Genomic DNA, 21,972 nt, shown 5'->3' on the forward strand with positions numbered 1-21,972 from the left:
CCGGGCCACCGCCCATGCAAGGCGGCCAACTCGCCGTGACCGCGCTGGCGCTGGCGCTCGGCACCTTCATGCAGGTGCTGGATACGACCATCGCCAATGTTTCCATTCCGACCATCGCCGGTAACCTCGGTGCGTCGGCGGACCAGGGCACGTGGGTCATCACGTCGTTCGCGGTCGCCAACGGCATCAGCGTGCCGCTCACGGGCTGGCTCATGCAACGCTTCGGCATCGTGCGGACATTCGTGTTCGCCGTGCTGGCGTTCACCGTCGCCTCGTTCCTGTGCGGCGTCGCTTGGAATCTGGAATCGCTAGTGTTCTTCCGCGTCCTGCAGGGCGCGGTGTCGGGACCGATGGTGCCGGGCTCGCAGGCGCTGATGTTGATGTTGTTTCCGCCCGCGAAGAAAGGGCTGGCGTTGGCGCTCTGGTCGATGACCACGCTGGTCGCGCCCATCATGGGCCCGATGCTCGGTGGCTGGATCTCAGACAACGCGACCTGGCCGTGGATTTTCTATATCAACATCCCGGTGGGCATCTTCACGTTCGCCGTCTGTTGGTTTCAGTTACGCAATCGTGAGACGCCGACTCGCAAGCTGCCGGTCGACACCATTGGCCTGTCGCTGCTGGTGGTCTGGGTCGGCGCGCTGCAGATCATGCTGGACAAGGGCAAGGACGAGGACTGGTTCTCGTCGCCGTTCATCGTCATCCTCACCATCGTGTCGGTGATCGCGTTCGCCGCCTGGCTGATCTGGGAGCTCACCGAGAAACATCCCATCGTCGACCTGTCGCTGTTCAAGAGTCGTAACTTCACGTTCGCGCTGATCCCGATGTGCCTGGGTTACGCCGTGTTCTTCGGCAACATCGTGTTGCTGCCCCTGTGGATGCAGACGCAGCTCGGGTACACGGCGACGTGGGCGGGCCTGCTTGCCGCACCCGGTGGCTTGATTGCGGTCATCGTGTCGCCGCTGGCGGCGCGCTTCCTGGCGAGATACGACGCTCGCTGGCTCACGTCGATGGCGTTCGTTGCGTTCGCTGTTTCTTATTACATGCGAGCGCAACTGACGATGGACGCGGCGCCCATGGACTTCATCATTCCGCAGCTGATCCAGGGCCTGGCGATGGGCACGTTCTTCGTCGCCATTCTCACGATCATGCTCGATCGTATCGAGCCGCAGCGTGTGCCGGCGGCCTCGGGTCTCGCGATCTTCCTGCGTACCATCGCGGCCAGCTTTGCCACTTCGATCACGACGACGTTCTGGGATCGGCGCGAGGCATTCCATCAGGCGCATCTGGCCAACAGCTCGAGTGCATACGATGCGCCCATGCAGGAAGCTCTGACGCATCTGCATTCGCTCGGCATGTCGGATAGCGCCGCGCTCGCGGCACTCAACAAACAGATGGTCGGCCAGGCCTATCTGCTGTCGTCGATCGACTATTTCTGGATCTCGTCGTGGCTGACGCTGGCGATGATCGGCCTGGTCTGGCTCGCGCGCCGGCCAAGCACCGGCGGCGCGGCGCACGTGGCCGCGGACTGATCGGTCCGTCCGCCGAACTCTTCCGGAAAAAAACCTTTTTAAAAAGAATTAAGTTCCCCCTCCCGTCTGGGAGGGGGCCAGGGGGTGGGTCTTCAGACTCGCACCGCCCGGCCGGTGCGGATCGATTCATAAATCGCCGTCATGATCTTCACATCCTGCATGCCCTCTTCACCGGGCACACTCGTCGGCCGCTTCTCGATCACACAACGCGCGAAGTCATCGAGCTCGGCTGCGAACATGTCGACCTGAGGAAACGACAGCGGCTTGCCGTCGCTGCGCACGCCTTTGATGCCGCCGTAGTAATAAGCGGGGTCCAGCTCGAACCAGCCGCGATCCGCCGTTGCGCGAAAGTTCTTGATGCCGTGAACTTTGAAACTAGCTGTGCAGTACGCGATCGCGCCGCCGGGGAATTGCGCCGTCCAGGTCACTGTCTCGTCGACTTCCGCAAATTTCACCGGATCGGTCTTGGTTTCCGTCGCCGAGACCAGCACCGGCTCCTCGCCCGTGAGATAACGCGTCGCCTGCAAAGCATAGATGCCGACGTCCATCAGCGCGCCGCCGCCTGACAGGGCTCGTTTGACGCGCCACTGATCGGCCGCGCCCACATCGATGCCGAAGCCCGCCTCGATGATGCGCACCGGGCCCAACTCCTGTTCACGCGCGATACGGATACATTCGATGTGATGTGGCTCGAACCTGCACCGATACGCCACACCGAGCATCCGATCCGCCGCCTTGCAGGCATCGATCATCTGTTTGCAACGATCCACCGATATTTCCAACGGCTTCTCGCAGAACACGTGCTTGCCGGCTTTGGCGGCCGCGACCGTGTGCTTCAGATGAAGTGCGTTGGGAGTGACGACGTAAACGATATCGATGTCGTCGTTGTCGGCCATGCGATGCATGGTGTCGTATGTATAAACGCTGCGAGCCGGCAGGCTGTATTTCTTACGCCACTCGTCCACCTTGCCACTGCTGCCGGTGACGATGCCCGCGAGTCGGCAATGCTGGGTTTTCTGCAAGGCCGGCGCGATCTGGTCGGTGCTCAGCTTGCCCAGTCCGCACAAGGCGACGCCGAGTTTCTTACCGGGACTGGTTTTGTCACGTGTGGCGGCGCTGCCGATGAACGGGGCCGCGAGCGCGGTCGCGGCCGCGCCCTGCATGAAATAACGGCGAGACAGGTCCTGCATGGTTGCTATCTATGCATCCGCGTTGGGCGTAGCATCGCCCAAGCCAGGAAAATTATCGAATTCTGAATTACAGCTCGATCGGCCGGTGACAACCGCCGCAACGAGGGGCGGACTTCGCACCGCGACGGCCCGCTGGCACAAAGGACATCGTGACGGACATCGTTGTGTGATACATGCTGGGCTCCGGCGAAGAGGTGTGCGGACGAGTGTGCACCAGCCGCTGTCACCCCGGCAAGGTGACCAAAGTCCACGAAGCACCCCGCTACTGACATGACTGTGCATCCGAGGTCCATCGCCGCCATCGTGGATGAAGCGCAGCAGCTGCCTGAGGAGGATCGGCTGCAGTTTCTCCGGCAGGCGTGCGCCAGCGATTCGCAGTTATATGAAAGCGCCGTGGCCGAATTACATTCGCGCCCGCACTCTCGACAGAACTGGTTCGACAGTGCCGGCTCCGAAGCCGAGCCGGACGCCATGTTCGAACAGCGGCGCACGCTCACCGGCGAACGTATCGGCGCTTACCGCCTGGTACGCAGCCTGGGCGAAGGCGGCATGGGCGAGGTGTTCCTGGCTGAACGCGCCGATGCGCAGTTCAAGCAGCAGGTGGCTATCAAGCTGGTGCGCCGGGGCCTGTTATCCGGCCAGTCCCAGCAACGCCTGCGCATGGAACGGCAGATTCTGGCGACGCTCGATCATCCAAACATTGCGCGCCTGTTCGATGGCGGCACCACCAGCGACGGCACCCCGTACATCGTCATGGAATATATCGATGGCGAGCCCATCGATACCTATTGCGATCGTCGCAACCTGAACATCGAAGCGCGCCTGAAGTTGTTTCAAGCGGTGTGCTCGGCCGTGCACCGCGCCCACCAGAACCTGATCGTGCATCGGGACCTGAAGCCCTCGAACATCCTGGTCACCGCCGACGGCACGCCCAAATTGCTGGATTTCGGCATCGCCAAGTGGCTCGACGACAACGGCCACATGATGCACACCATGGCGGTCACTCAGGCCGACATCCGGGTGATGACCCCGGGCCATGCCAGCCCGGAACAGGTGCGCGGCGATTTGATCACGACCGCGAGCGATATCTATGTGCTGGGCGTGCTGCTGCACGAGTTGCTGTGCGGCTTCAAGCCGTTCGTCGTGCGTGGCATTCGCATGGCCGAGCTGGAAAGAACGATTTGCGAGGACGATCCGCCCTCGCCGAGCGAAGCCATCGGCATCGCTCGCGAATCCAGCCACAGCTCGATCGATCAGGTGGCCGCTCAACGAGGCACCACGCCTGCAAAGTTACAGCGCCAGTTGCGCGGCGATCTGGACAACATCGTCGCGATGGCGATGCGCAAGGAGCCGGAGCGTCGCTATCCGTCGGTGGAACAGCTCAACGCCGACATCGATCGCTTGCAACGCGGCCTGCCGGTGATGGCGCGTCCTGATTCATGGAGTTATCGCTCCAGCAAATTCATCAAACGGCATGGCGCGGCACTCGGGCTCGGCGCGGCCTTCCTTGCTTTGCTGATCGGGTTCTCGATTACCACGCTGATCCAGTCGAAGCGCGTGGAGCGGGAACGCGACGTCGCCACCAAGGAGCGCACCATCGCGGAAGCTGAACGGGAGCGGGCCGAAGCGGTCTCGGAGTTTCTGGTCGAATCGTTCACCAACGCCGATCCGGCACGCGCGCGTGGCGACAGCATCACAGCAAGAGAAATTCTCGATGTCGGTGCGCAGCGGATCGCCAACAAGTTACGCGGCCAGCCGGAATTGCAAGCCACCTTGATGGATACGATCGGCACCGTGTACCTCGGGCTCGGCCAGCTGGATCGGGCGCAACCATTGATCGAGCAAGCGCTGTCGATCCGGCGCGCCCGATTCGGCGAAGACAACATCGATGTCGGCCGCAGTCTGTTCAATCTCAACCGAATCTACGGCGAGCGCGGCGATCTGGTGAAAGCGGAGCAACTGGCCCGCAGCAGCCTCGCCCTGGCCGAGAAACATACCGGCGCCGACAGCCTGCAGACCGCGCTGAATCTGTGTCAGCTCGGCGTCATCCTGCACCGTCAGGACAAGTGGGCCGCTGCCGAGCAATCGTTACAGCGCTGTCTCGATATTCGTATCGCCCGTCTCGGCAAGACGCACGAACTGGTCGCCGATCCGCTCGACAATCTGGCGCTGATCGCCATCGATCGCATGGATTTCGATACTGCCGAGCGGCTCGCTCGCGAAGCGGTCGCCATCGATAAGCAGGCACGCCAGGCGGACCATCCGCTCTATGCGCGTCATCTGCAAAATCTCGCCTCGGCGCTGCAAGGCAAAGGCGATCTGAAGGCCGCCGGCCCGCTGTACCGGCAGGCCATCGACCTGTTCGACCGCGTGCTCGGCCCCAAACATTTCGAGACCATCGACGCCATGAGCAACTACGGCCGCTGCCTGATGAAAGAAGGACGGCTGGACGAAGCCCAGCAGATCTTCGCCACCATGCTGGCCCGGGATCGTGAGATTCGTCCGGATCACGCCTACGTCGGTCACGACCTGGAAAGCCTGGGGCGCGTCGCGCTACGTAAACATGACTACGTGACAGCCGAGAGGCACCTGCGCGAAGCACTCGGCATCTATCGAAAGACGTTGCCGCCTGAACATGGTTACATCACGACCACGCTGACCCGTCTCGGCCGGACGCTGCTCGAGCTGAAACGCTTCAAAGAAGCGGAAGCGACGCTCGGTCAAGCCGTGGATGCATGGGCCACCTCATACGGCAAAGACAGTTCAGGTTACGCGGCGGCCAGCGCTCTGCGGGGCCGCGTATGGGCCCGTCTCGGAAATACCGGGGAGGCCGAACGTGTGTTTGCCGCCAGCTATCCCATCCTCGTTCGCTCCGAAGTGTCGCCGGATGTGATATCGGCGCAGGAACTGCACACCTGGATCGAAGAGCTGAAACAGAAATAAACAAAACTGTGACATAAGAGCGATAGCCCCCTCGTGGCACGCGTGCGTAGCATGCGGCCTCTCTCGAGCGCCCGAACGTCAGGAGACTCTCCATGTTCATATTGATCGCGGACGACTCCACTTCCCTGCCGGCTCCCCCGCCCGGCGCTTTGAAAATCGACTTGAGGAACGACCCCGAGCAGTCCGGCGCCGTCGCCGACTCCCTCGGCCTCGCGTTGTTACATCAGGGACGCGTTGAAGACGGCAAAAAGCTCATCGAAAAGGGACTCGAGATCCGGCGCGCGTTCTTCGGTGCGGATCATCCGGAGACCGCCCGATCGCTCAATAGTCATGCATGCGCATTACGTCAGTCAGGCGATGCGGTCGCCGCCGAAGTTGAAGTGCGCAAATCTCTTTCTATCAATAGCCGCGTGTTCGGCGGCAACAGTTATCCGGTCGCGCTCAATCTCAACGAGCTGGCGGTCACCCAACTGCAACTTGGACAGTTCGTGGCCGCTGAACAATCGGCACAGAGCGGCTTGAACATTCTCGAAGCGCTGCATCTGGAATGCACCGATCCGAATGTCAGCCGGCTGCTGGATGCACTGGGCCGAGTTCAACAGACGCGAGGCAATTACGAGCGCGCCGCCGAGATCTATACCAAGGTGCTCGACCTCGACCTGCGCCAGGTCGGCTACCGACATTTGAAATACGCGCTTCATCTGCTCAACTTCGCGACCGTCAAAGCCGGTGCGGGCAAGTTGCAGGAGGCCAAGGACGACATGGCCAACGCGGTTCGTATCATCCGCGAAGACGTCCAGGAGCCTTGTCATCCCGACCTGGTCGATGTGCTCGCCAATCTCGGCTCAGTCCTGCGAGCCATGGGCGATCTGCAAGGCGCGAAGGGCGTGTTGCAGGAAGCGCTCGAGCTCAACATCAAGGTGCGCGATCGGAAACATCCGTACGTCGGCAACGATCACGCCCGCATCGGGCGCGTCACTTACGATCTCAAGGACTTCGCCGGCGCGGCCGGGTCGTTCCGGGCGGCGCTGGCCATTTACGACCATAACGTCAAAGAAGGCCATCTCCCCGCCCGGCACGCCTTCATCGCCGAAGCCCAGGCGTGGCTCGGCCGGTCGCTGGTCGAGACCGAAGGGGGCGCCGAGGAGGCTGAAAAGCTGACCCGGGCGGCCCTGCCGACCTGGGAAGCGGAACTGGGCGAGCGCAGTGTCGAATTCGCGATCACCAGTGCGGTGCTCGGCCGGGCGCTGTATCTACTTGATAATTCATCGGCCGAGGCCCGGGAGCGGCTGAGCAAGGCCTATCCCATCGTGGTCGCCGCCCGGGGTGCCGAGAGTCCCGTCGCAAAACTGATTCTAAGCTGGCTGCAGGCCGCGGATGGCTCTTCATCCTGCACCAATGGGCATTGAACCCGCCCCTAGCCCGCACGTACGATGCTCCCGGGATGGCGATGGACCGCCGCACGTCGGTGGCGTGTCCATTGGTGGGATGTCTGGTTTCGGGGAGCAGTGTCATGAAAATCCTCATCGTCGATGACCATCCGTTGTTTCGTGCCGGTTTCCATGCGGTGCTCGAGCAGAGCGACCTGGATGCCGGAGTGCTGAGCGTGTCCTCGGTGCCCGAGGCGCTGCAGGCTCTGCAAACGGACGGTGACATCGGCCTGGTGCTGCTCGACATCCACCTGAAGGGCGACGACGGTTTCAACGCGCTGAAGATCATCGGCGAGCGCTTCCCGACCACCGCCTGCATCATGATTTCCGGCGACGATCAGCAAGCTGTCGCGGCCCGCGCCGTGGCCGCCGGCGCTTCCGGTTTCATTCCCAAATCGTTCACCGCCGACGAGATGATCGCGTCGATCCGCAAAGTGCTCGCCGGTGAAGTGTTCGTTCCCGAGACGACCAACCTGGCCGCCGCCACCGAGCAGCCGAACGGCCTGACCCTGCGTCAGCTCGAAGTCATCAGCATGCTGGGCCGCGGCTTCTCCAATAAGGAAATCGCCCGGGCTCTGGATGTTGCCGAGCGCACGGTGAAGGCGCACGTGAGCGCGGTGTTCGAAGCGCTCAATGTTCGCAATAGGACGCAAGCGGTGCTGGTCGCGCAGAAGCGGGGCTTCCTGCCGTCCGCGCCTGCTGCTTACGCCACCGCGCGCTAACTTCCTTTTCTAACAAGCCCGTCTCCACATGGACGCCGCACTGTTGCGACGCGTTGAGCAGCAGCGCGTGGAAATGTTGTATGGGAATGCGTTAGCCGTCTCCGGCTCCGCATTGCTCATGGTCGCGATGATTGCGGTCATCACCTGGCCGCACACCGAGCACACTCGAATCATCGGCTGGTCGATTGCGACGCTGCTCGTGCAGGTCGGCAGCCTGGCGCTCACCTCCCGCTATCGACATGCCGACAATCGCGCGACCGCGTCGAGCTCCTGGGGCTGGCGTTTCGCGGCGGCCTCGGGCATCGCCGGCCTGGTGTGGGGCTCGTCGGCATTCGTGCTGGTGGATTCGAATCAGTCGCTCACGCTGGCGTTGATCGCGGCATGTCTTGCGGCTCGCGCCACCATCAGCGTCATTACTCATGCTCACTTTCCTCCGGCGCTCCATGCGTTCACCGCGCCGGTGTTCGGTTCGCTCGCGCTTCGTTACATCTTGCTCGGCGGCTACGGTAACGCCGCGCTCGGTGTGATGTGGTTTGCGGTGCTGGGCTATCTGTTGTTGTTCGGCGATCGTCAGGCCCGAGTGATCGTGGCGCAGATCCGGTTGCGTTATGAGAACGAGCAGCTGGTCGGTCAGTTACAGCAGCAATATGCACTGGCCGATCAAGCCCGCGCGCGTGCCGAGTCCGCCAGCCGGTCCAAATCGTTGTTCTTCGCCGCCGCCAATCACGATCTGCGTCAGCCGCTGCATTCGCTGGGCTTGTTCGCCACCGCCCTGCGTAACGGCAAGGTCGATGAGCAGGGCCGCCGCATGATCGATCAGATCCTGCAAGCGACCGAATCGCTGGAGCAGTTGTTCGATAACCTGCTGGATATTTCCAAGCTCGACGCCGGCCAGGTCGAGGTCAAGAAAGAGATCGTGCCGGCGAACCTGGTGCTCGATCGTCTGCGCAGCACCTTCACCAAGCAGGCCGAGGAAAAGGGACTCAAGCTGGTCGTGCGCCGCTCGCGAGGCGTGCTGTACACCGACCCGACGCTGCTGTTTCGCGTGCTGTCCAATCTGGTCTCGAATGCGCTCCGCTATACCGAACGGGGCGGCGTGATCGTTGCTTGTCGTAAGCGCCGTAACGGCGTGAGCATCGAAGTGTGGGACTCGGGCATCGGCATCCCGCCCGAGCAGCACGAGCGCATCTTCGAAGAGTTCTATCAGCTCAACAACCCGGCGCGCGATCGCTCGCGCGGTTTGGGATTGGGCCTCGCCACCGTGCGCCGTATCGTCAATCTGCTCGAGCATCCGTTGAATGTGCGCTCGACGATGGGCCGCGGCTCGCGCTTCAGCATCGAAGTGCCGCTCGCCGATCCGAACAAGATTCACTCGGGCGCCGCGACCATCGAGCAGAAAGTGCCGAACCTGATCGGCGGCAAGCTCATCATGGTCATCGACGACGAAGAATCGGTGCGCCTCGGCATGCAGAGCCTGCTGGAAAGTTGGGGCTGCAAATGCATCACGGCCATGGATTCGGACCAGGCGCTGGCCAGCATCAATGGTCGCGTGCCGGACTTCATCATCGCGGACTTGCGCTTGCGCGGCGACCGTAACGGCATCGACGCGATTCGTGAGCTGCGGGCAAAGTTGGGCGACGGCATTCCCGCCGTGCTGATCTCCGGCGACACGGCGACGGAACAGCTACGCAAGGTGAGCGCCGCCGGCCTGACGATGATGCACAAGCCGTTGAAAGCAGTTCGCCTGCGCGCCCTGCTCAATCACGAATTCGCGAAGAAACAGCGCGCCTGATCACCAGCGCGCGGCGGGACCTGCCAGCGCCTTTCGCAGCTGTTCGACATCATCGAGGCTCGTGAACATCGACGGCGTCGCGCGCACGCAGGCGCCCGACTCGACGCCGGTTCGATGCACGGTCAGGATCTTTGTTTCTTCCAGCAGGCGCTTCGCCAGCTCGATGTTGTCCTTGAGTTCGGCGCGACCTTTGCGCCTGAACGACGTCAGTCCCGCGTACAAACGGGGGTCGGTCGGTGTGAGAATCTCCCAAACGCCGTGGTCACGAATGGCTTCGGCCCACTGATCTCGCAGGTATCTCAAGCGCGCTTCCTTCACGGCCGTGCCGATGGCGTCGTGGAAATCGAGCGCGTCGGGCACCGTCATGAACGCAGCGAAGTTGGCGGTGCCGGAATGCACTCGACTACGAATATCATCCGCCGGAAAGCTGCTGTCGCCCATGTACGGCTCGATGTCCGCCAGCCGTGAGCGGCGGATGTACATGAAGCCCACGCCCAGCGGCGCGCCCATCCATTTCTGCACATTGAAGCCGGCGAAATCCACGCCCAGCTGATCCAGACGAAAATCGATCTGGCCCCAGGCGTGCGCCGAATCCAGAATCACGTCCACGTCGCGATGCCGGGCCAACGCGATGATTTCTTTCACGGGCGCGATCAAGCCAGTGCGATGACCGAGATGTGTGAGCAGGATCAGTCGAATGTTTGGATGCGCTTCGAACGCAGCGGCGTACGCATCGATGATGCCTTGATACGTCGCAGGCTCGGGCAGCGCGATTCGTATCACCTCGACACCGCGACGCGCACTCAACCAACGCATCGCATCCTGCATGGCGTCGTAGTCCAGGTCCGCAAATAACACGGCGTCGCCAGGACGCAGCTTACCGTAACTACCGATGAGTGCTTGCAAGGCCTCGGTCGCGTTTCGAGTCAACGCGATCTCCTCGGCACTGACGCCGAGAGAAGCCGCGATACGAGCGCGAACCTTGTTCTGATCGTCCGCGAATCGAAGCCGCGCGTAATACGAGTTCTCGCGATTCACTCGCTCCAGGTTGCGCTCATAGGCAGCCAGCACGGGCCGCGCCATGACGCCGAAATATGCATTCTCCAGGAGCACGACATCGCGGGTGACGTCGTACTGCGCGGCTATTTCACGCCAGTAGCCTTCATTACGCGCGAGCTGTTCTGGCGTTTGGTTAGGGCGCGCCGGTAGCTTGGCGGCGGCAGCGGAGATCGGAGAGGCCATCGCCGCAATCATACCTGTGACCAGCAGATCGCGGCGCGAAACCATGGACCTGTTTATGCCCTGCTAACGGTGGGAGGACTACTGTAAGTGAATGGATTCCGGCACGCCACGATCATTCCGCTGTAAACAATCGTCTCGCGTTTCGGATCGGGGATGCGGAAGAAGTTGCTGCCGATCAAATATTCGGTCAGCACATAGCGCTCCAGACCTTCCAGGCCGTGGCGCGCCTTGGCGATGTGCGCCGGCAGCCAGGGAACGAAGCGATCGGCGAATACCGTCACCTTCACCTCCCGACGCTGCATCCGTTCGCTCGCCAGCATGTCCTTGACGAACGTTTGCAACGAGGCCGGATCGAGATCGATCCCTGGCAGGTTCTCCCGGACCACACGCTCGATCCAGGAGGCGCGATAGTTCGTCAGCTGCCCCCACGATGCGGCACCGAAGATTCCCAATGCAGCGACGCCGCCGCCTGCGATGAGCAGCTTGCGTCGGCCGGGTGAAAATTTGCGGGTCTCGTTCATCGACATAGTCACGCGATCAAAGCGGCGCTACGCAAGGACAGCGCGGCCACACTCAAGCTGGGATTCGAGTTCGGCCCCGACGGGAACACCGAGGAGCCGACGACCACCAGATTGCGCACATCATGATGGATCTGTTTCGCGTCGATCACGGACGAGGCGCGATCGCTGCCCATGCGCAGCGAGCCCTGAATGTGAGATTCGGTATCGCGCATGCCCTTGAAGTCGATGCGCTCGACCGGCAGCGGCTCCAGCACTTTCTCGATGTTGGTCAGCGATTCCTGAATGCCACGCTTGGCATAGTCGGAAACGTCCGCGTGCAGCACCTTCGGCACGCCGTCTTTATCGAGCACGACGCGATTGGAATCCTGCGGCAGATCCTCGACCACGACGACCAGAGGAGACAGCTGTCGCCACCGCCCATACTCCTTGCGCAAGCCGTGCGGCCAGCGGTTGTCGAAATAGATGAGCGCGCCGGCGTAGTCCTTGCGGGACGGGCCGTCGTAAAGCGAGTAGTTCAACGCGGTCGTGATCGTGCCGCCATCGAGACTGTCCACACCGTCGAGCAGCACTTCCAGGGAGTAACCGACTTGCTCGTGAATGCCCACGCCGGTCAGTGGATGATCGATCCCCGAGCGCAACAGGATGGCGGGGCTATGAATCGCGTTCGCGCCGAGCACGAACAAATCGCCGGTGACTCGATGCTCCGCCCCGCCCTTGTTATAGACAGCGGCGCTGACAGTGCCGCCGGAACGATCGAAGTGCGTCACCTCGCACTCGGTGCGGATCTCGACATTGGGAAGATCGCGCAGCGTGGTGAAGCCATTCTCGAAAGTGAACTTCGCATTCACCGGGCACAGATTGCATCGAGCCGAAGCACAGCACGGCGGACGACCCGCGTCCGCGACACTGGCACGCGCCGTGGCGATAGGAACATGAAACTGCGGCTGAGCCTTGCGCATGATCGCGTCGACCGCGGTCTGCTTATGCGGCGGCTGAGGAAATGGCGCCGAACGCGGCAGGATCACGCCCATGTCCGGCGAGCCCGCGACCGACATCTTGGTTTCAGCAGCGACGTAGTAAGGCTCGAGCTCGTCGTAATCGAGCGGCCAATCCTGCGCCACACCGTACTTGCTGTGCATCCGGAAGTCGCTCGGATGAAAGCGCGGCGTCTGCGCGTACCAGCAATTGGTGCCGCCACCGACGCCGATGGTGAAATTCCAGACCTTCTTGGCCTCGTCGGTGCGGAACGTCGAGGCGGGAGGAATGGGGGAGTTCTTGCCTTGTTCGAGCTGCCACGCGTGCGAATTGAACGTGCCGCGCTCGAGCATCAGGATCTTCGCCGCCGGTCGCTTGCTCAGGTACCCTTCGACAAAAAACAATGAACCGAACCCGGAGCCGACCACGACGACGTCGAAATGCTCTTGAACCATCCGTCCTCCCGAAACGCATCGGAATTAAACCGACGCGTAGCCGGGAAGTTCCGTTGACAGGTAGCTTTTGCGCGCATACCTGACAGCCCGGCGCGGGAATCCGTGTAAGCTTCGCGCCCAGATTTGAACACACCTCGTACTTTCCATGCCCAAGTCGCGACTTTCCGACACTGCTCCCAAGGGAGTGAGGCTGCAAAAGGCCATGGCCGACGCAGGCCTCGGCGCACGTCGCGATTGCGAGGAGATGATCACTTCAGGGCGCGTGGCCGTGAATGGGCGCATCGTCAACACGCTGCCCTGCTTCGTGGACCCGGTCAACGACGAGGTCCAGCTCGATGGCGAGGTCATCGCGTTGCCCGTGCCGGAAGAAAGCGCGGGCGACACGGCCGCGCCCAAGGCGCGCTCCTTCATCTATGTACTGATCAACAAGCCCAAGGGCGTGATCACCACCACCAGCGATCCGGAAGGCCGTCGCAACGTGCTGGATCTGGTGCCGCAGTCATTACGTAATAACGAGCGATTGTTTCCTGTCGGTCGGCTGGACGGCGATTCCACCGGCCTGCTGCTGATCACCAACGACGGCGATCTGGCGTATCAACTTACTCATCCGAAGTTCGGCATCGCCAAGGAATATCGGGTGCTGACGTCCGGTCTCGCCTCCGACGAACAGCTGCAAAAACTGCGCGCCGGCATGTACCTGGTCAATCCCGCCTCGGACGGCACCAAGACGTCGAAGAAGGCGTCGATGGAATCCGTGCGCATCGTCAAACGTTTCGTCGATCGCGCTCGCGGCGATCGCACGATGCTCAGCGTGACGTTGCGCGAAGGTCAGAATCGCGAGATCCGTCGCATGCTCGCACGCGTCGGCTTGAAAGTGCGCGAACTGGAGCGAGTCGCGATCGGCCCGCTGCGCGCGGGCGATCTCAAGCCGGGTCAGGCCAAGCTGCTCGGCAAGAAAGATGTGGAGAAGCTGCGGGCCGCGACGCTCAGTAGCGACTGACTAGCGCGGCTGCTTATCGAGCAGGCGAATCAATCCTTCCTGCGCGACTGACGCCACCAGTTTCCGGTCGCGACTGAACATTTCCGCTCGCGTCAGCCCACGCGCGCTGCCGGCGAACGGGCTCACCGCTTCGACCAGTATCCACTCATCCGCTCGCGGCGGGCTGTGGAACCACATGGCGTGATCGAGGCTGGCCATCATCACGTCCTTGTTCTGCATCTCGATCGGATGCTTCAACAACGCGGTCGAGACCAGGAAGTAATCCGATAGATATGCCAGCCCCGCCAGCTGCGTCAGCGGATCGTCCGGCAGCGGCGATGACGAGCGGATCCAGTACTGAGCCCGCTGCAGCGACTGCTTGCGAAGCATGAACATTTCCGGATTGACCGGCTTCAGCTCGATGATGCTCTGTTGAGAAAGCAGCGCGACTGCGCCCTTCGGCAGCCGGTCGCCGAACTTCTCGACCAGCTGACGCACGTCCATCAGGTCTTCCGGATCGGGCACGTCGCCGCTGACCGTGACCTCGTGCTGCAGGCCTTCCTCATGCCGGTGGAAGGACAGCTCCATATGGAAAATCGGGCGCGAGCGCTGCCGGGCCACGACGCGGCGGGTCGAGAAGCTGCCGCCATCGCGCGTCAATTCGACGTCGTAGATGACGGGAATGTCGCTGGCGCCGGCCAGCAGGAAATAGCCATGCAGCGAGTGACAGACCCGGTCGGGCGCCACCGTCTGCTGGGCCGCCCGCAACCCCTGACCCAGGATCTGGCCGCCGAACAGCGTGCGATTGACGTTGATCTGGTTGACCTGGCTGCGGAACAGATTGGTGTCGAGCTGCTCGAGCTCCAGCACTTCGCGCAGATACTTCGGAGCCGGGGGCGGCGAAATCGGGGTGACCATGGCGGCCAGTGTAGCACCGGCGCGCAGTCCACCGGTGCCGGCGGGCCACTCACCGGCGGTGGCCGGCCGCCGACCCACGATCTCTACTAGTTACCGGTGAATTTCGCTAGGCTTTGCGCACTTTTACGGCTTGGGCCACCGGCCCGAAATCCTTGGAGGGTGCATGTTCAGCCGGCTCGGAAACCTCATCAAAGGCTTCTTCTCCCTCTTCATCTCGGGCATCGAGAAGCGCAACCCCGAAGCGCTGCTGGAGCTGGAGCAGGAAAACCTCCGCAAGCAGATCGCCAACTTCAACCAGGGCCTGGCGACGCACGCCGGCCTGTGCGAGCGGATCATGGGCCAGGTGCGCAAGCTCGAAGCCGAGCAGAAGGACCTGCGCGCCAAGACGGCCGCGCATCTGCGCGCCGGTAACAAGTCGGCTGCCGGGCAGTACGCCCTGCGCCTGCAGACCATCGAGTCGCAGCTGGAAGAGAACCGCAAGCAGCTCGAAGCGGCCGAAGGCACTTACAAGAATCTGGTCAAGGCCCGCGACGTGGCGGTGCAGACCGCCCGCGCCAAGATCGAGAGCTTGAAGGGCGCCATCAACGACATGAAGATGAATCAGGCCATGGCCGAGATCCACGAAATGGCCTCGGGCATGATCACCAGCATCGGCGGCTCGGGCGACACGCTCAATCGTCTGCACGAAATGGTCGAGGAAGAACGCACCAAGGCCGCCGGCCGCGCCCGCGTCGCCAAGGACTCGATCGACATGACCAATGTCAACGTGCAGGAAGCCGAAATGAATGCGCTCGCCGATCAAGCGCTGGCCGACTTCGCCGCGCGCGAGGGCATCTCTATCGAAGGCAGCACCCCGGCCGCGCCGGCGACCCGCACCATGGGTGCGCAGTCGGAATCGTAAAGAGCAGACGATGCCAGCACCGCATGGAGCACCGGCTTGGGCGAACGAGCTCGCGCTCGCTTACGAAAGCGGCGCGCACGGGCAATTCATCCTGTACGGCAACGTGCATGACCGGATTGCGGTCGGCGCGCAGCTGGTCGGGCTCGCCGGCTATCTCGAGAATCATCTGCTGTCGAGCTTTCAGGTCGTGCTCTCGTACGACCTCGGCAACGGGCTGACCATCGAGCGCGGTGGCGAGCTGGTGGAAAAATGGGGCGGCTCGGATCTGAAGTCTCTGCCGCGCGAGCCGCAGCCGGCGCTTCAGTACATCAGTCGTTACCTGCGCTATCTCGGTAACCTGCGAGCGATCGGTCGCGAAGTGAAAGAAAACGTCGCGGTTATTCTGCGTGGCGTGGATCACATCGTGCCCGCCGATGGTGCCGGCTTCGAACACGGCAGCCTCACGAGCGTGCTGCGCGAGTGGTCTTCCGAAGCGCCGTTCGCCGACCTGCCGTTCACCAGCATTCTGATTGCCGACAACCTCAACGATGTCGAGCCGCTGGTCGCGTTCAGCACGCATGCTTCGCGCATTCGGGTGCCGCTGCCAGATTCCGCTGAGATCGAACGTGCGCTGACCCTTCTGCGCACTCACGAGCCGAAAGCTTTTCCTGCCGACGCGAATCTCGCGCAGATCGGCGCGGCGCTCGTGGGCGTGACGATCTCAGCGCTGGAAAGCCTGGTGAAGGTCCGCGATCACTCCGGCCAGGCGCTGACCAACTCCGATCTCACTCGCATCAAGAAAGAACTGGTGGAGCGCGACTCCGCCGGCCTGGTGGAATTCATCGAGTCCACTCGCACACTCGATGCCTATCACGGCCAGGAAGCGCTGAAACGCTGGCTGCGCCAGGACATCAAGCTGTGGCAGGCCGGTGATCTCAAAGCGCTACCCATGGGTTATCTGCTGTGCGGCCCGGTCGGCACCGGTAAAACGTTTCTAGTCGAATGTCTCGCCGGCGAGGCGGGCGTGCCGGTCGTCAAGCTCAAGAACTTCCGCGACCGGTGGGTGGGCTCGAGCGAAGGCAACCTGGAAAAGATTTTCCGGCTGATTCGCGCGCTCGGTCGCTGCATGGTGTTCATCGACGAAGCCGACCAGACGCTCGGTCGTCGCGACTCGGGCAGCGGCGATAGCGGCTTGTCGGGCCGGTTGTATTCGATGATCGCGCAAGAAATGTCGGACTCGTCCAATCGCGGCCGCGTGCTGTGGATTCTGGCGTCGTCGCGACCTGACCTGATCGAAGTCGACTTGAAACGCCCGGGCCGTGTCGACGTGAAAGTGCCGCTGCTGCCGACCAGCACTCATGCTGAGAGCGCCGCGCTGATCGGAGCACTCGCTAAACGTTACGGCCTGCAATTGAACGACGCGGATCTCACCGCGCTGGAGTCGCGCATGCCCTTGCTGCTGACGCCGGGCGCTGCCGAGGCGCTGGTCGTGAAAGCTTATCGTCGCGTTCGCACGGAGAGCCTGGAGCCGCGCGCCGCGCTGGAGGCGTGTTTGGTCGGTTATCAGAACCCGGTGCCCTCGGATGTGCTGGAATTCCAGATGCGCATCTCGATCCGGGAAGCGACCGATCTAGCCTTCGTACCGCCGGCGTTCCACAAATACGCCGAGCCCAACGCCACGCCATGAGTGGCCAACGCTCTTATCTCGCCGCGGCTTTCAACGCGCGCCCTTTCGGCATGCCCGTGCCGCTGAACTGGTTTGGCATCGCGGCCTTCGCGTTGCTGGGCGCGTTTGTGAATCCCGGGCTGTGGTTGATCGGCGCCGGCCTCGAGGGTTTGTATCTCTGGGCGCTGTCCCGGAACGAACGTTTCCGGGCCGTGGTCGATTCGGAGGGCAAAGGGGACGATTGGGTCGCGCGTTACAACGCGCTCAGCTATCACCTCGACGAAGACGCTCGCCGTCTCCAGGAATCGATTGAGATACAGGCGCGGGAGATCGTCGATCTGTTGTCGCGCACGGGCGCGACGGAGATGCAGAAGAGCGATGTGCGACAGATGGCGTGGCTGCATCTGAAGCTGCTCGCCGCTCGTGCGTCCATCTTGCAGGTGATCAATTCAGCGGAGCGCGACAAACGCGCGCTCGAAGAACAGGAACGCCGAGTTATCGACCGGCTGTCCGAAGCCTCGATCGGCGACGAGCTCAAGCGCAGCCTGGAACAACAGCTCGAAGTCCTCCGCTCCCGGCGCGCCGGGCACACGGATGCTCAGCGTCGACGCGAGCTGGTCGAAGCCGAACTGGAACGGCTGCGACAGCAAGTTTCGCTGGTGCGTGAGCAGGCGCTGCTTGCGACCGATGAACACAGCGTCGCGTCGTCGCTCGATGCGCTGTCAGTTTCGTTGAACGAAGCAAATCGCTGGCTGCGGGATCAACGTGAGTTGTTCGCCGGCTTGGAAGGGCTCACCGATGAGCCGCCGCCGGCCGATCTGCTTCAACCGCGTGCGAGCCAGACGAAACGTCGGCGCGAGCGGGTCGCGCAATAAATGAATCGAACAGAGTTCTCAGCAAGGACCTCTTCCATGAGCAACCTGAAATCAAGGCTGATCCAACGCGGCTCCGCCGGCGGCAACATCGTCACGTTGGTGTTGCTGGTCGGCATCATCGGCCTGGGCCTGTTTCTATGGCTCGGTAAGAAAGGGGACGATAGCGCCGGGTCCGCCAACAACTCCAGCGCGCCCACTTCTCAAACCAGCCCCAGCAAAGCCAAGAGCAACGACGGTGACGCGCCCGCGCCCATCGAGCCCGTTACCGGGACACCGCCTCTTGATGCCGCAGCCACTTACGTCCCCAAGGACAACGTGCTGCAAATCGATATCAGCGAGTACGCCGGCTACGGCGGCCTGATCGTCGCGAACGGCGGCATGGAGCCGAATCCCGACTCCATCTTCGCGAAGGAATACGGCTTCAAAGTAAAGATCACCAAGAGCGAAAGCGAAACCTGGTCCGCGCTGAATAACGGCCGCCTCGCTGCCACCGCCACAACCACCGACTCGCTCGCCGTGCTCGGCCGGCAATTCGACGCCGTCGTTCCTTTGCAGATCGGCTACTCGCGCGGTGCCGACATGGTGGTTGTCGATCGCGGGGTCGCCTCGGTCAATCAGCTCGCGGGCAAAGTGCTCGCCGCCTCGCAGTTCAACGAAAGTGAATTCTTCATCCGTTATCTCGCGCAAGAAGCCGGCGTGCCCGTCACCGTCCTGCGTGACCTCGACTCGAAGCCCTCTTCCAGCGAGCTCGGCCTCGTGTTCTACGACGACGCCTCCATCGCCTGCAAAGCCTACGAGCACGAGCTGACCGGCTCACAGCGCTTGAACGGTTGCGTCGGCTGGACGCCGTTCACCGATGAAGTCGTGGAGAAGTCGAACGGCGCCGCGAAGGTGCTGGTATCCAATCGCAACCTGCTCGTGATCGCCGACGTGCTCGCTGTGAACGGCGGCTTCGCTCGTGCGAATCCCGACATGGTGCGCGGCCTCGTGCACGGCATTCTCGAAGGCAACCGCCGCTTGCGCGATCAGCAAGCCGCGAACATCGGCATCGTCGCCAAAGCTTTCGGTTGGAGCGACGCAGACGCTCGCGACGAGCTTTCACGCGTGCATCTCGCGAACCTTCCCGAGAACCGCGCCTTCTTCGCGGGCACGATCGACTCCGCCGGCTCGTTCGGCGGCATCTTTCAGTCGTCGGTGCTGGCGTACGGCAGCGTGATTCGCAATCCCACCGACGCGTCGCGCTTTGCCGATGTCACCGCGCTCGATGCGCTGGCAAAGAAAGGTCTGTTTGCCGATCAGACCATCGCCATCGCGCCGATCCGCAGCAGCACGCAAGCGTCGCTCGAAGGCGATCCGTTGCTGAGCAAGGACATCCGGTTCTTCTTCGAAGCGAACTCCGCCAAGCTCGACAAGACCGAGACCAAGAATCAGGAATATCTGGACACCATCAAGCGCTTCCTGCAGGTGAGCCCCGGCTCGACCGTGCTCTTGCGCGGTCACGTCGATAACGCACGCGTCAGCGAGTTCCGCGATCAAGGTGGCGAACAGTTGGTGAAGAGCATGGCCCTCAAAGCCATGGAGCTGTCCCGTCAACGTGCCCTCGCGGTCAGCGAAGCACTGCGCGCTCGTCACAAGGACATCGATCCTTCACGCATCGAAGCTGTCGGTCGCGGCTGGGAAGAGCCCGCCGGCCCGGACAGCGAGTTGAACCGGCGCGTCGAAGTGCAGTGGTTTACGCTGGAATAATCACTTCGCGAACTCTTGTTCCCCCTCCCGTCGGGAGGGGGCCAGGGGGTGGGTCTTCACGTCGCAACAGTGAAGCCAATATTCGTAGCCCCACTCTCACTCTCCGCGAAAACAGTGCCACCATGCATGGTGGCAACCGCGCGCACGATCGCGAGCCCGAGGCCGTGATTCTCACGGCTGCCGCTGCGGGAACTGTCGACACGATAGAAGCGGTCGAACAGCCTCGAAAGGTGCTCCCGCGCGATACCGGGGCCGGTGTTCTGCACCGAGACGCGAATCGCGCCTGGCTCGTGCAACACGAACACGACAATCTCGGCACCGCGCGGGGCGTGCTGGACGGCGTTCTGTAACAGATTGGTCACAGCGCGCCGAAACAGAGAAGTCTCGATACTGGCCTGGGCATCGCCTTCGATGCGCACCTTGACGCCAGCTTCTTCGAAGATGAACTCCAGGTACTCGACGGCGTGGGCCACTTCCTGCGCAATCGACACCTCGACCCGGTTCGGCGCGCGTTCGCCGCGATCCGCACGAGCCAGGAACAGCATGTCGTTGACGATGGCGCGCAGCCGTTCAAGATCCTCAAGGTTAGAGTGCAGCGCCTCTTTTAGTTCCGTGCTATTTCGCTCGCGCGACAAGGTGACCTGAGTTTGGCCGATCAAGTTGCCGAGCGGCGTGCGCAACTCATGCGCCACGTCTGCGTTGAAGGCCTCGAGCTGTTGATACGCCGTCTCGAGCCGCGACAACGCGCCGTTGAAGGAATCGGCCAGCTCTGAGAGCTCCGGCGCCAGCGTGTCAGTCTGCAGACGACGCGACAAATAACCTGGCGACAACGCCTGCGCCTCGCGCGACAGTCGCTCCACCGGCCGCAAGCCAACACCCGCAATGTAATAACCAAGTCCCGCCGCGCCCAACGCGCCGACGACTGTCAGAGCAATCAGACCGACCGTGAATGATTGTAGTGTTTCGACGAACGGCGTCGAATCGATGCCCACCGTCAGCAGCACCGCCGGGCGATCGCCGTGCGCTTCAACTTCAGCCGAGTATGTTTTCAGCGGCGCTTCGTGTCCCGGCAGCATGACTTGCCCGAAGCCATGCGTGCCCATGCTGTGCCGCTGCTCGTCCGTCAGCGGCGCGCCATAGACAAAGTGAGAGTCGTCACCCTGCACCCAAAGGCTGACGCGGTTGTTCTCTGAGATGGAGTTGTCGAACTTCTGGCGCACATACTGCCAATGCTCCACGTCGTCATTACGCACGACGATGGGCTTGTACATGGTCCAGCGCGCCTGTAGCTCGTTGCTCTGGTGACGCTCCAGCTCACGTTTCAACAAGCTATGCATGGCGACGCTCAGCACCGCCAGCATGACGAAGCTGGCGACGGCGAACATCGCGGCGAGACGTTTGCTGATCGACAGCTTCATGCGTCCTCGCCCTGCTCCTCGCGCACTTCCAGCACGTAGCCCATGCCACGCACCGTATGCAGCAACGTCGGTTTGAACGGATCGTCGAGCTTGCTCCGCAACCGTTTCACCGCCACTTCGACGACATTGGTATCGCTGTCGAAGTTCACGTCCCACACCAGTTCGGCGATGGTCGTCTTGGAAAGAATCTCACCTTTACGACGCGCGAGCGCGGCCAGCAATGCGAACTCCTTCGCGGTGAGATCGAGGCGCTGGCCATTGCGCCACGCTTTACGAGCCAACAAATCGATTTGCAGATCGGCGATGCGCAGCTGCATGGCTTCTTGGCCGCGGCTGCGACGGGTCAACGCTTGCAAGCGCGCCACGAGTTCCAGGAACGAGAACGGCTTGACCAGATAATCGTCCGCACCTTCGCGCAAGCCACGCACGCGATCATCCACACGATCGCGCGCCGTCAGCATGATCACCGGCGTCTGACGCTGCTCGCGTAACGCGTGCAGGACGGAGAAGCCGTCCGTGCCCGGCAACATCACATCGAGCACGATCACGTCGTACTCGTACTCGAGCGCCATGTGTTTACCATCGAGCCCGTCGCGCGCCACGTCCACGACGTAGCCCTGCTCACGCAGACCTCGCTCGAGATAATCGGCCGTCTTCGGCTCGTCTTCCACGATCAGAACTTTCATGG

17 protein-coding genes are annotated in these 21,972 nt (G+C 62.4%); 10 read left to right on the top strand and 7 right to left on the bottom strand.

Annotated elements, in window-relative coordinates:
• Window positions 1–14: 14 nt before the first annotated feature.
• On the top strand, window positions 15–1,532 hold the full coding sequence (locus ACFPN2_RS11055) for a DHA2 family efflux MFS transporter permease subunit (RefSeq protein ID WP_380600105.1): 1,518 nt from the start codon (window positions 15–17) through the stop codon (window positions 1,530–1,532).
• A 92-nt stretch (window positions 1,533–1,624) separates the two neighbouring features.
• On the opposite strand, the gene ACFPN2_RS11060 is transcribed toward ACFPN2_RS11055, so the two are convergent.
• Window positions 1,625–2,722, bottom strand: a complete 1,098-nt coding sequence (locus ACFPN2_RS11060) for a Gfo/Idh/MocA family protein (RefSeq protein ID WP_380596659.1) — start codon at window positions 2,720–2,722, stop codon at window positions 1,625–1,627.
• A gap of 270 nt (window positions 2,723–2,992) precedes the next feature.
• Between ACFPN2_RS11060 and ACFPN2_RS11065 the strand changes: the two genes are divergently transcribed.
• The 4 genes from ACFPN2_RS11065 (at window position 2,993) to ACFPN2_RS11080 (ending at window position 9,609) form a co-directional block, all read left to right on the top strand.
• Window positions 2,993–5,665 carry a tetratricopeptide repeat protein gene (locus ACFPN2_RS11065; RefSeq protein WP_380596660.1) on the top strand — a complete coding sequence of 891 codons (2,673 nt, stop codon included), beginning with the start codon at window positions 2,993–2,995 and terminating at the stop codon, window positions 5,663–5,665.
• 92 nt (window positions 5,666–5,757) lie between these two features.
• Entirely contained in the window at window positions 5,758–7,074 is a 1,317-nt protein-coding gene (locus ACFPN2_RS11070; protein ID WP_380596661.1) for a tetratricopeptide repeat protein, read from the top strand.
• A gap of 104 nt (window positions 7,075–7,178) precedes the next feature.
• On the top strand, window positions 7,179–7,817 hold the full coding sequence (locus tag ACFPN2_RS11075; protein ID WP_380596662.1) for a response regulator transcription factor: 639 nt from the start codon (window positions 7,179–7,181) through the stop codon (window positions 7,815–7,817).
• Between the two features lie 28 nt (window positions 7,818–7,845).
• Window positions 7,846–9,609 carry an ATP-binding response regulator gene (locus tag ACFPN2_RS11080; RefSeq protein ID WP_380596663.1) on the top strand — a complete coding sequence of 588 codons (1,764 nt, stop codon included), beginning with the start codon at window positions 7,846–7,848 and terminating at the stop codon, window positions 9,607–9,609.
• Here ACFPN2_RS11080 and ACFPN2_RS11085 read toward each other — a convergent pair whose 3' ends face one another.
• From ACFPN2_RS11085 to ACFPN2_RS11095, 3 genes are read right to left on the bottom strand one after another with little or no spacing between them, the layout of a single operon-like run.
• The gene (locus ACFPN2_RS11085) at window positions 9,610–10,851 is read right to left on the bottom strand and encodes an aminotransferase class V-fold PLP-dependent enzyme (RefSeq protein WP_380596664.1); all 1,242 of its coding nucleotides are present in this window, start codon (window positions 10,849–10,851) and stop codon (window positions 9,610–9,612) included.
• 53 nt (window positions 10,852–10,904) lie between these two features.
• Complete coding sequence (locus ACFPN2_RS11090; RefSeq protein ID WP_380596665.1) at window positions 10,905–11,372, bottom strand: hypothetical protein; 468 nt, start codon at window positions 11,370–11,372, stop codon at window positions 10,905–10,907.
• Between the two features lie 8 nt (window positions 11,373–11,380).
• Complete coding sequence (locus ACFPN2_RS11095; RefSeq protein ID WP_380596666.1) at window positions 11,381–12,802, bottom strand: GMC oxidoreductase; 1,422 nt, start codon at window positions 12,800–12,802, stop codon at window positions 11,381–11,383.
• A 145-nt stretch (window positions 12,803–12,947) separates the two neighbouring features.
• Here ACFPN2_RS11095 and ACFPN2_RS11100 point away from each other — a divergent pair, with 145 nt between their 5' ends.
• On the top strand, window positions 12,948–13,802 hold the full coding sequence (locus ACFPN2_RS11100; protein WP_380596667.1) for a pseudouridine synthase: 855 nt from the start codon (window positions 12,948–12,950) through the stop codon (window positions 13,800–13,802).
• On the opposite strand, the gene ACFPN2_RS11105 is transcribed toward ACFPN2_RS11100, so the two are convergent.
• Window positions 13,803–14,777 carry an acyl-CoA thioesterase gene (locus ACFPN2_RS11105; RefSeq protein WP_380596668.1) on the bottom strand — a complete coding sequence of 325 codons (975 nt, stop codon included), beginning with the start codon at window positions 14,775–14,777 and terminating at the stop codon, window positions 13,803–13,805.
• Between the two features lie 85 nt (window positions 14,778–14,862).
• On the opposite strand from ACFPN2_RS11105, the gene ACFPN2_RS11110 reads away from it, so the two are divergent.
• From ACFPN2_RS11110 to ACFPN2_RS11125, 4 genes are read left to right on the top strand one after another with little or no spacing between them, the layout of a single operon-like run.
• Window positions 14,863–15,600, top strand: a complete 738-nt coding sequence (locus ACFPN2_RS11110) for a PspA/IM30 family protein (RefSeq protein WP_380596669.1) — start codon at window positions 14,863–14,865, stop codon at window positions 15,598–15,600.
• A 10-nt stretch (window positions 15,601–15,610) separates the two neighbouring features.
• The gene (locus tag ACFPN2_RS11115) at window positions 15,611–17,266 is read left to right on the top strand and encodes an AAA family ATPase (protein ID WP_380596670.1); all 1,656 of its coding nucleotides are present in this window, start codon (window positions 15,611–15,613) and stop codon (window positions 17,264–17,266) included.
• Window positions 17,263–18,120: a hypothetical protein gene (locus tag ACFPN2_RS11120; protein ID WP_380596671.1), complete on the top strand. Its 858-nt coding sequence runs from the start codon at window positions 17,263–17,265 to the stop codon at window positions 18,118–18,120. The genes ACFPN2_RS11115 and ACFPN2_RS11120 overlap by 4 nt, the downstream gene beginning before the upstream one ends.
• 36 nt (window positions 18,121–18,156) lie before the next feature.
• Complete coding sequence (locus ACFPN2_RS11125) at window positions 18,157–19,866, top strand: phosphate ABC transporter substrate-binding/OmpA family protein (RefSeq protein ID WP_380596672.1); 1,710 nt, start codon at window positions 18,157–18,159, stop codon at window positions 19,864–19,866.
• 56 nt (window positions 19,867–19,922) lie between these two features.
• Here ACFPN2_RS11125 and ACFPN2_RS11130 read toward each other — a convergent pair whose 3' ends face one another.
• Entirely contained in the window at window positions 19,923–21,284 is a 1,362-nt protein-coding gene (locus tag ACFPN2_RS11130; protein ID WP_380596673.1) for a heavy metal sensor histidine kinase, read from the bottom strand.
• Window positions 21,281–21,970 (bottom strand): heavy metal response regulator transcription factor, encoded by a 690-nt coding sequence (locus ACFPN2_RS11135; RefSeq protein WP_380596674.1) that lies wholly within the window; start codon window positions 21,968–21,970, stop codon window positions 21,281–21,283. Before ACFPN2_RS11135 ends, ACFPN2_RS11130 begins: the two co-directional genes overlap by 4 nt.
• Between the last annotated feature and the right edge of the window lie 2 nt (window positions 21,971–21,972).

The sequence above is a fragment of the Steroidobacter flavus genome (genome assembly GCF_042651805.1).
GTDB lineage: Bacteria > Pseudomonadota > Gammaproteobacteria > Steroidobacterales > Steroidobacteraceae > Steroidobacter > Steroidobacter flavus.

What these genes read in the sequence shown, in the direction of transcription:
- ACFPN2_RS11110 (WP_380596669.1), top strand. Translation starts at nt 14,863, where the DNA reads ATGTTCAGCCGGCTCGGAAACCTCATCAAAGGCTTCTTCTCCCTCTTC.
- ACFPN2_RS11070 (WP_380596661.1), top strand. Translation starts at nt 5,758, where the DNA reads ATGTTCATATTGATCGCGGACGACTCCACTTCCCTGCCGGCTCCCCCG.
- ACFPN2_RS11075 (WP_380596662.1), top strand. Translation starts at nt 7,179, where the DNA reads ATGAAAATCCTCATCGTCGATGACCATCCGTTGTTTCGTGCCGGTTTC.
- ACFPN2_RS11135 (WP_380596674.1), bottom strand. Translation starts at nt 21,970, where the DNA reads ATGAAAGTTCTGATCGTGGAAGACGAGCCGAAGACGGCCGATTATCTC.
- ACFPN2_RS11065 (WP_380596660.1), top strand. Translation starts at nt 2,993, where the DNA reads ATGACTGTGCATCCGAGGTCCATCGCCGCCATCGTGGATGAAGCGCAG.
- ACFPN2_RS11055 (WP_380600105.1), top strand. Translation starts at nt 15, where the DNA reads ATGCAAGGCGGCCAACTCGCCGTGACCGCGCTGGCGCTGGCGCTCGGC.
- ACFPN2_RS11125 (WP_380596672.1), top strand. Translation starts at nt 18,157, where the DNA reads ATGAGCAACCTGAAATCAAGGCTGATCCAACGCGGCTCCGCCGGCGGC.
- ACFPN2_RS11060 (WP_380596659.1), bottom strand. Translation starts at nt 2,722, where the DNA reads ATGCAGGACCTGTCTCGCCGTTATTTCATGCAGGGCGCGGCCGCGACC.
- ACFPN2_RS11100 (WP_380596667.1), top strand. Translation starts at nt 12,948, where the DNA reads ATGCCCAAGTCGCGACTTTCCGACACTGCTCCCAAGGGAGTGAGGCTG.
- ACFPN2_RS11115 (WP_380596670.1), top strand. Translation starts at nt 15,611, where the DNA reads ATGCCAGCACCGCATGGAGCACCGGCTTGGGCGAACGAGCTCGCGCTC.
- ACFPN2_RS11095 (WP_380596666.1), bottom strand. Translation starts at nt 12,802, where the DNA reads ATGGTTCAAGAGCATTTCGACGTCGTCGTGGTCGGCTCCGGGTTCGGT.
- ACFPN2_RS11090 (WP_380596665.1), bottom strand. Translation starts at nt 11,372, where the DNA reads ATGAACGAGACCCGCAAATTTTCACCCGGCCGACGCAAGCTGCTCATC.
- ACFPN2_RS11120 (WP_380596671.1), top strand. Translation starts at nt 17,263, where the DNA reads ATGAGTGGCCAACGCTCTTATCTCGCCGCGGCTTTCAACGCGCGCCCT.
- ACFPN2_RS11080 (WP_380596663.1), top strand. Translation starts at nt 7,846, where the DNA reads ATGGACGCCGCACTGTTGCGACGCGTTGAGCAGCAGCGCGTGGAAATG.
- ACFPN2_RS11085 (WP_380596664.1), bottom strand. Translation starts at nt 10,851, where the DNA reads ATGGCCTCTCCGATCTCCGCTGCCGCCGCCAAGCTACCGGCGCGCCCT.
- ACFPN2_RS11130 (WP_380596673.1), bottom strand. Translation starts at nt 21,284, where the DNA reads ATGAAGCTGTCGATCAGCAAACGTCTCGCCGCGATGTTCGCCGTCGCC.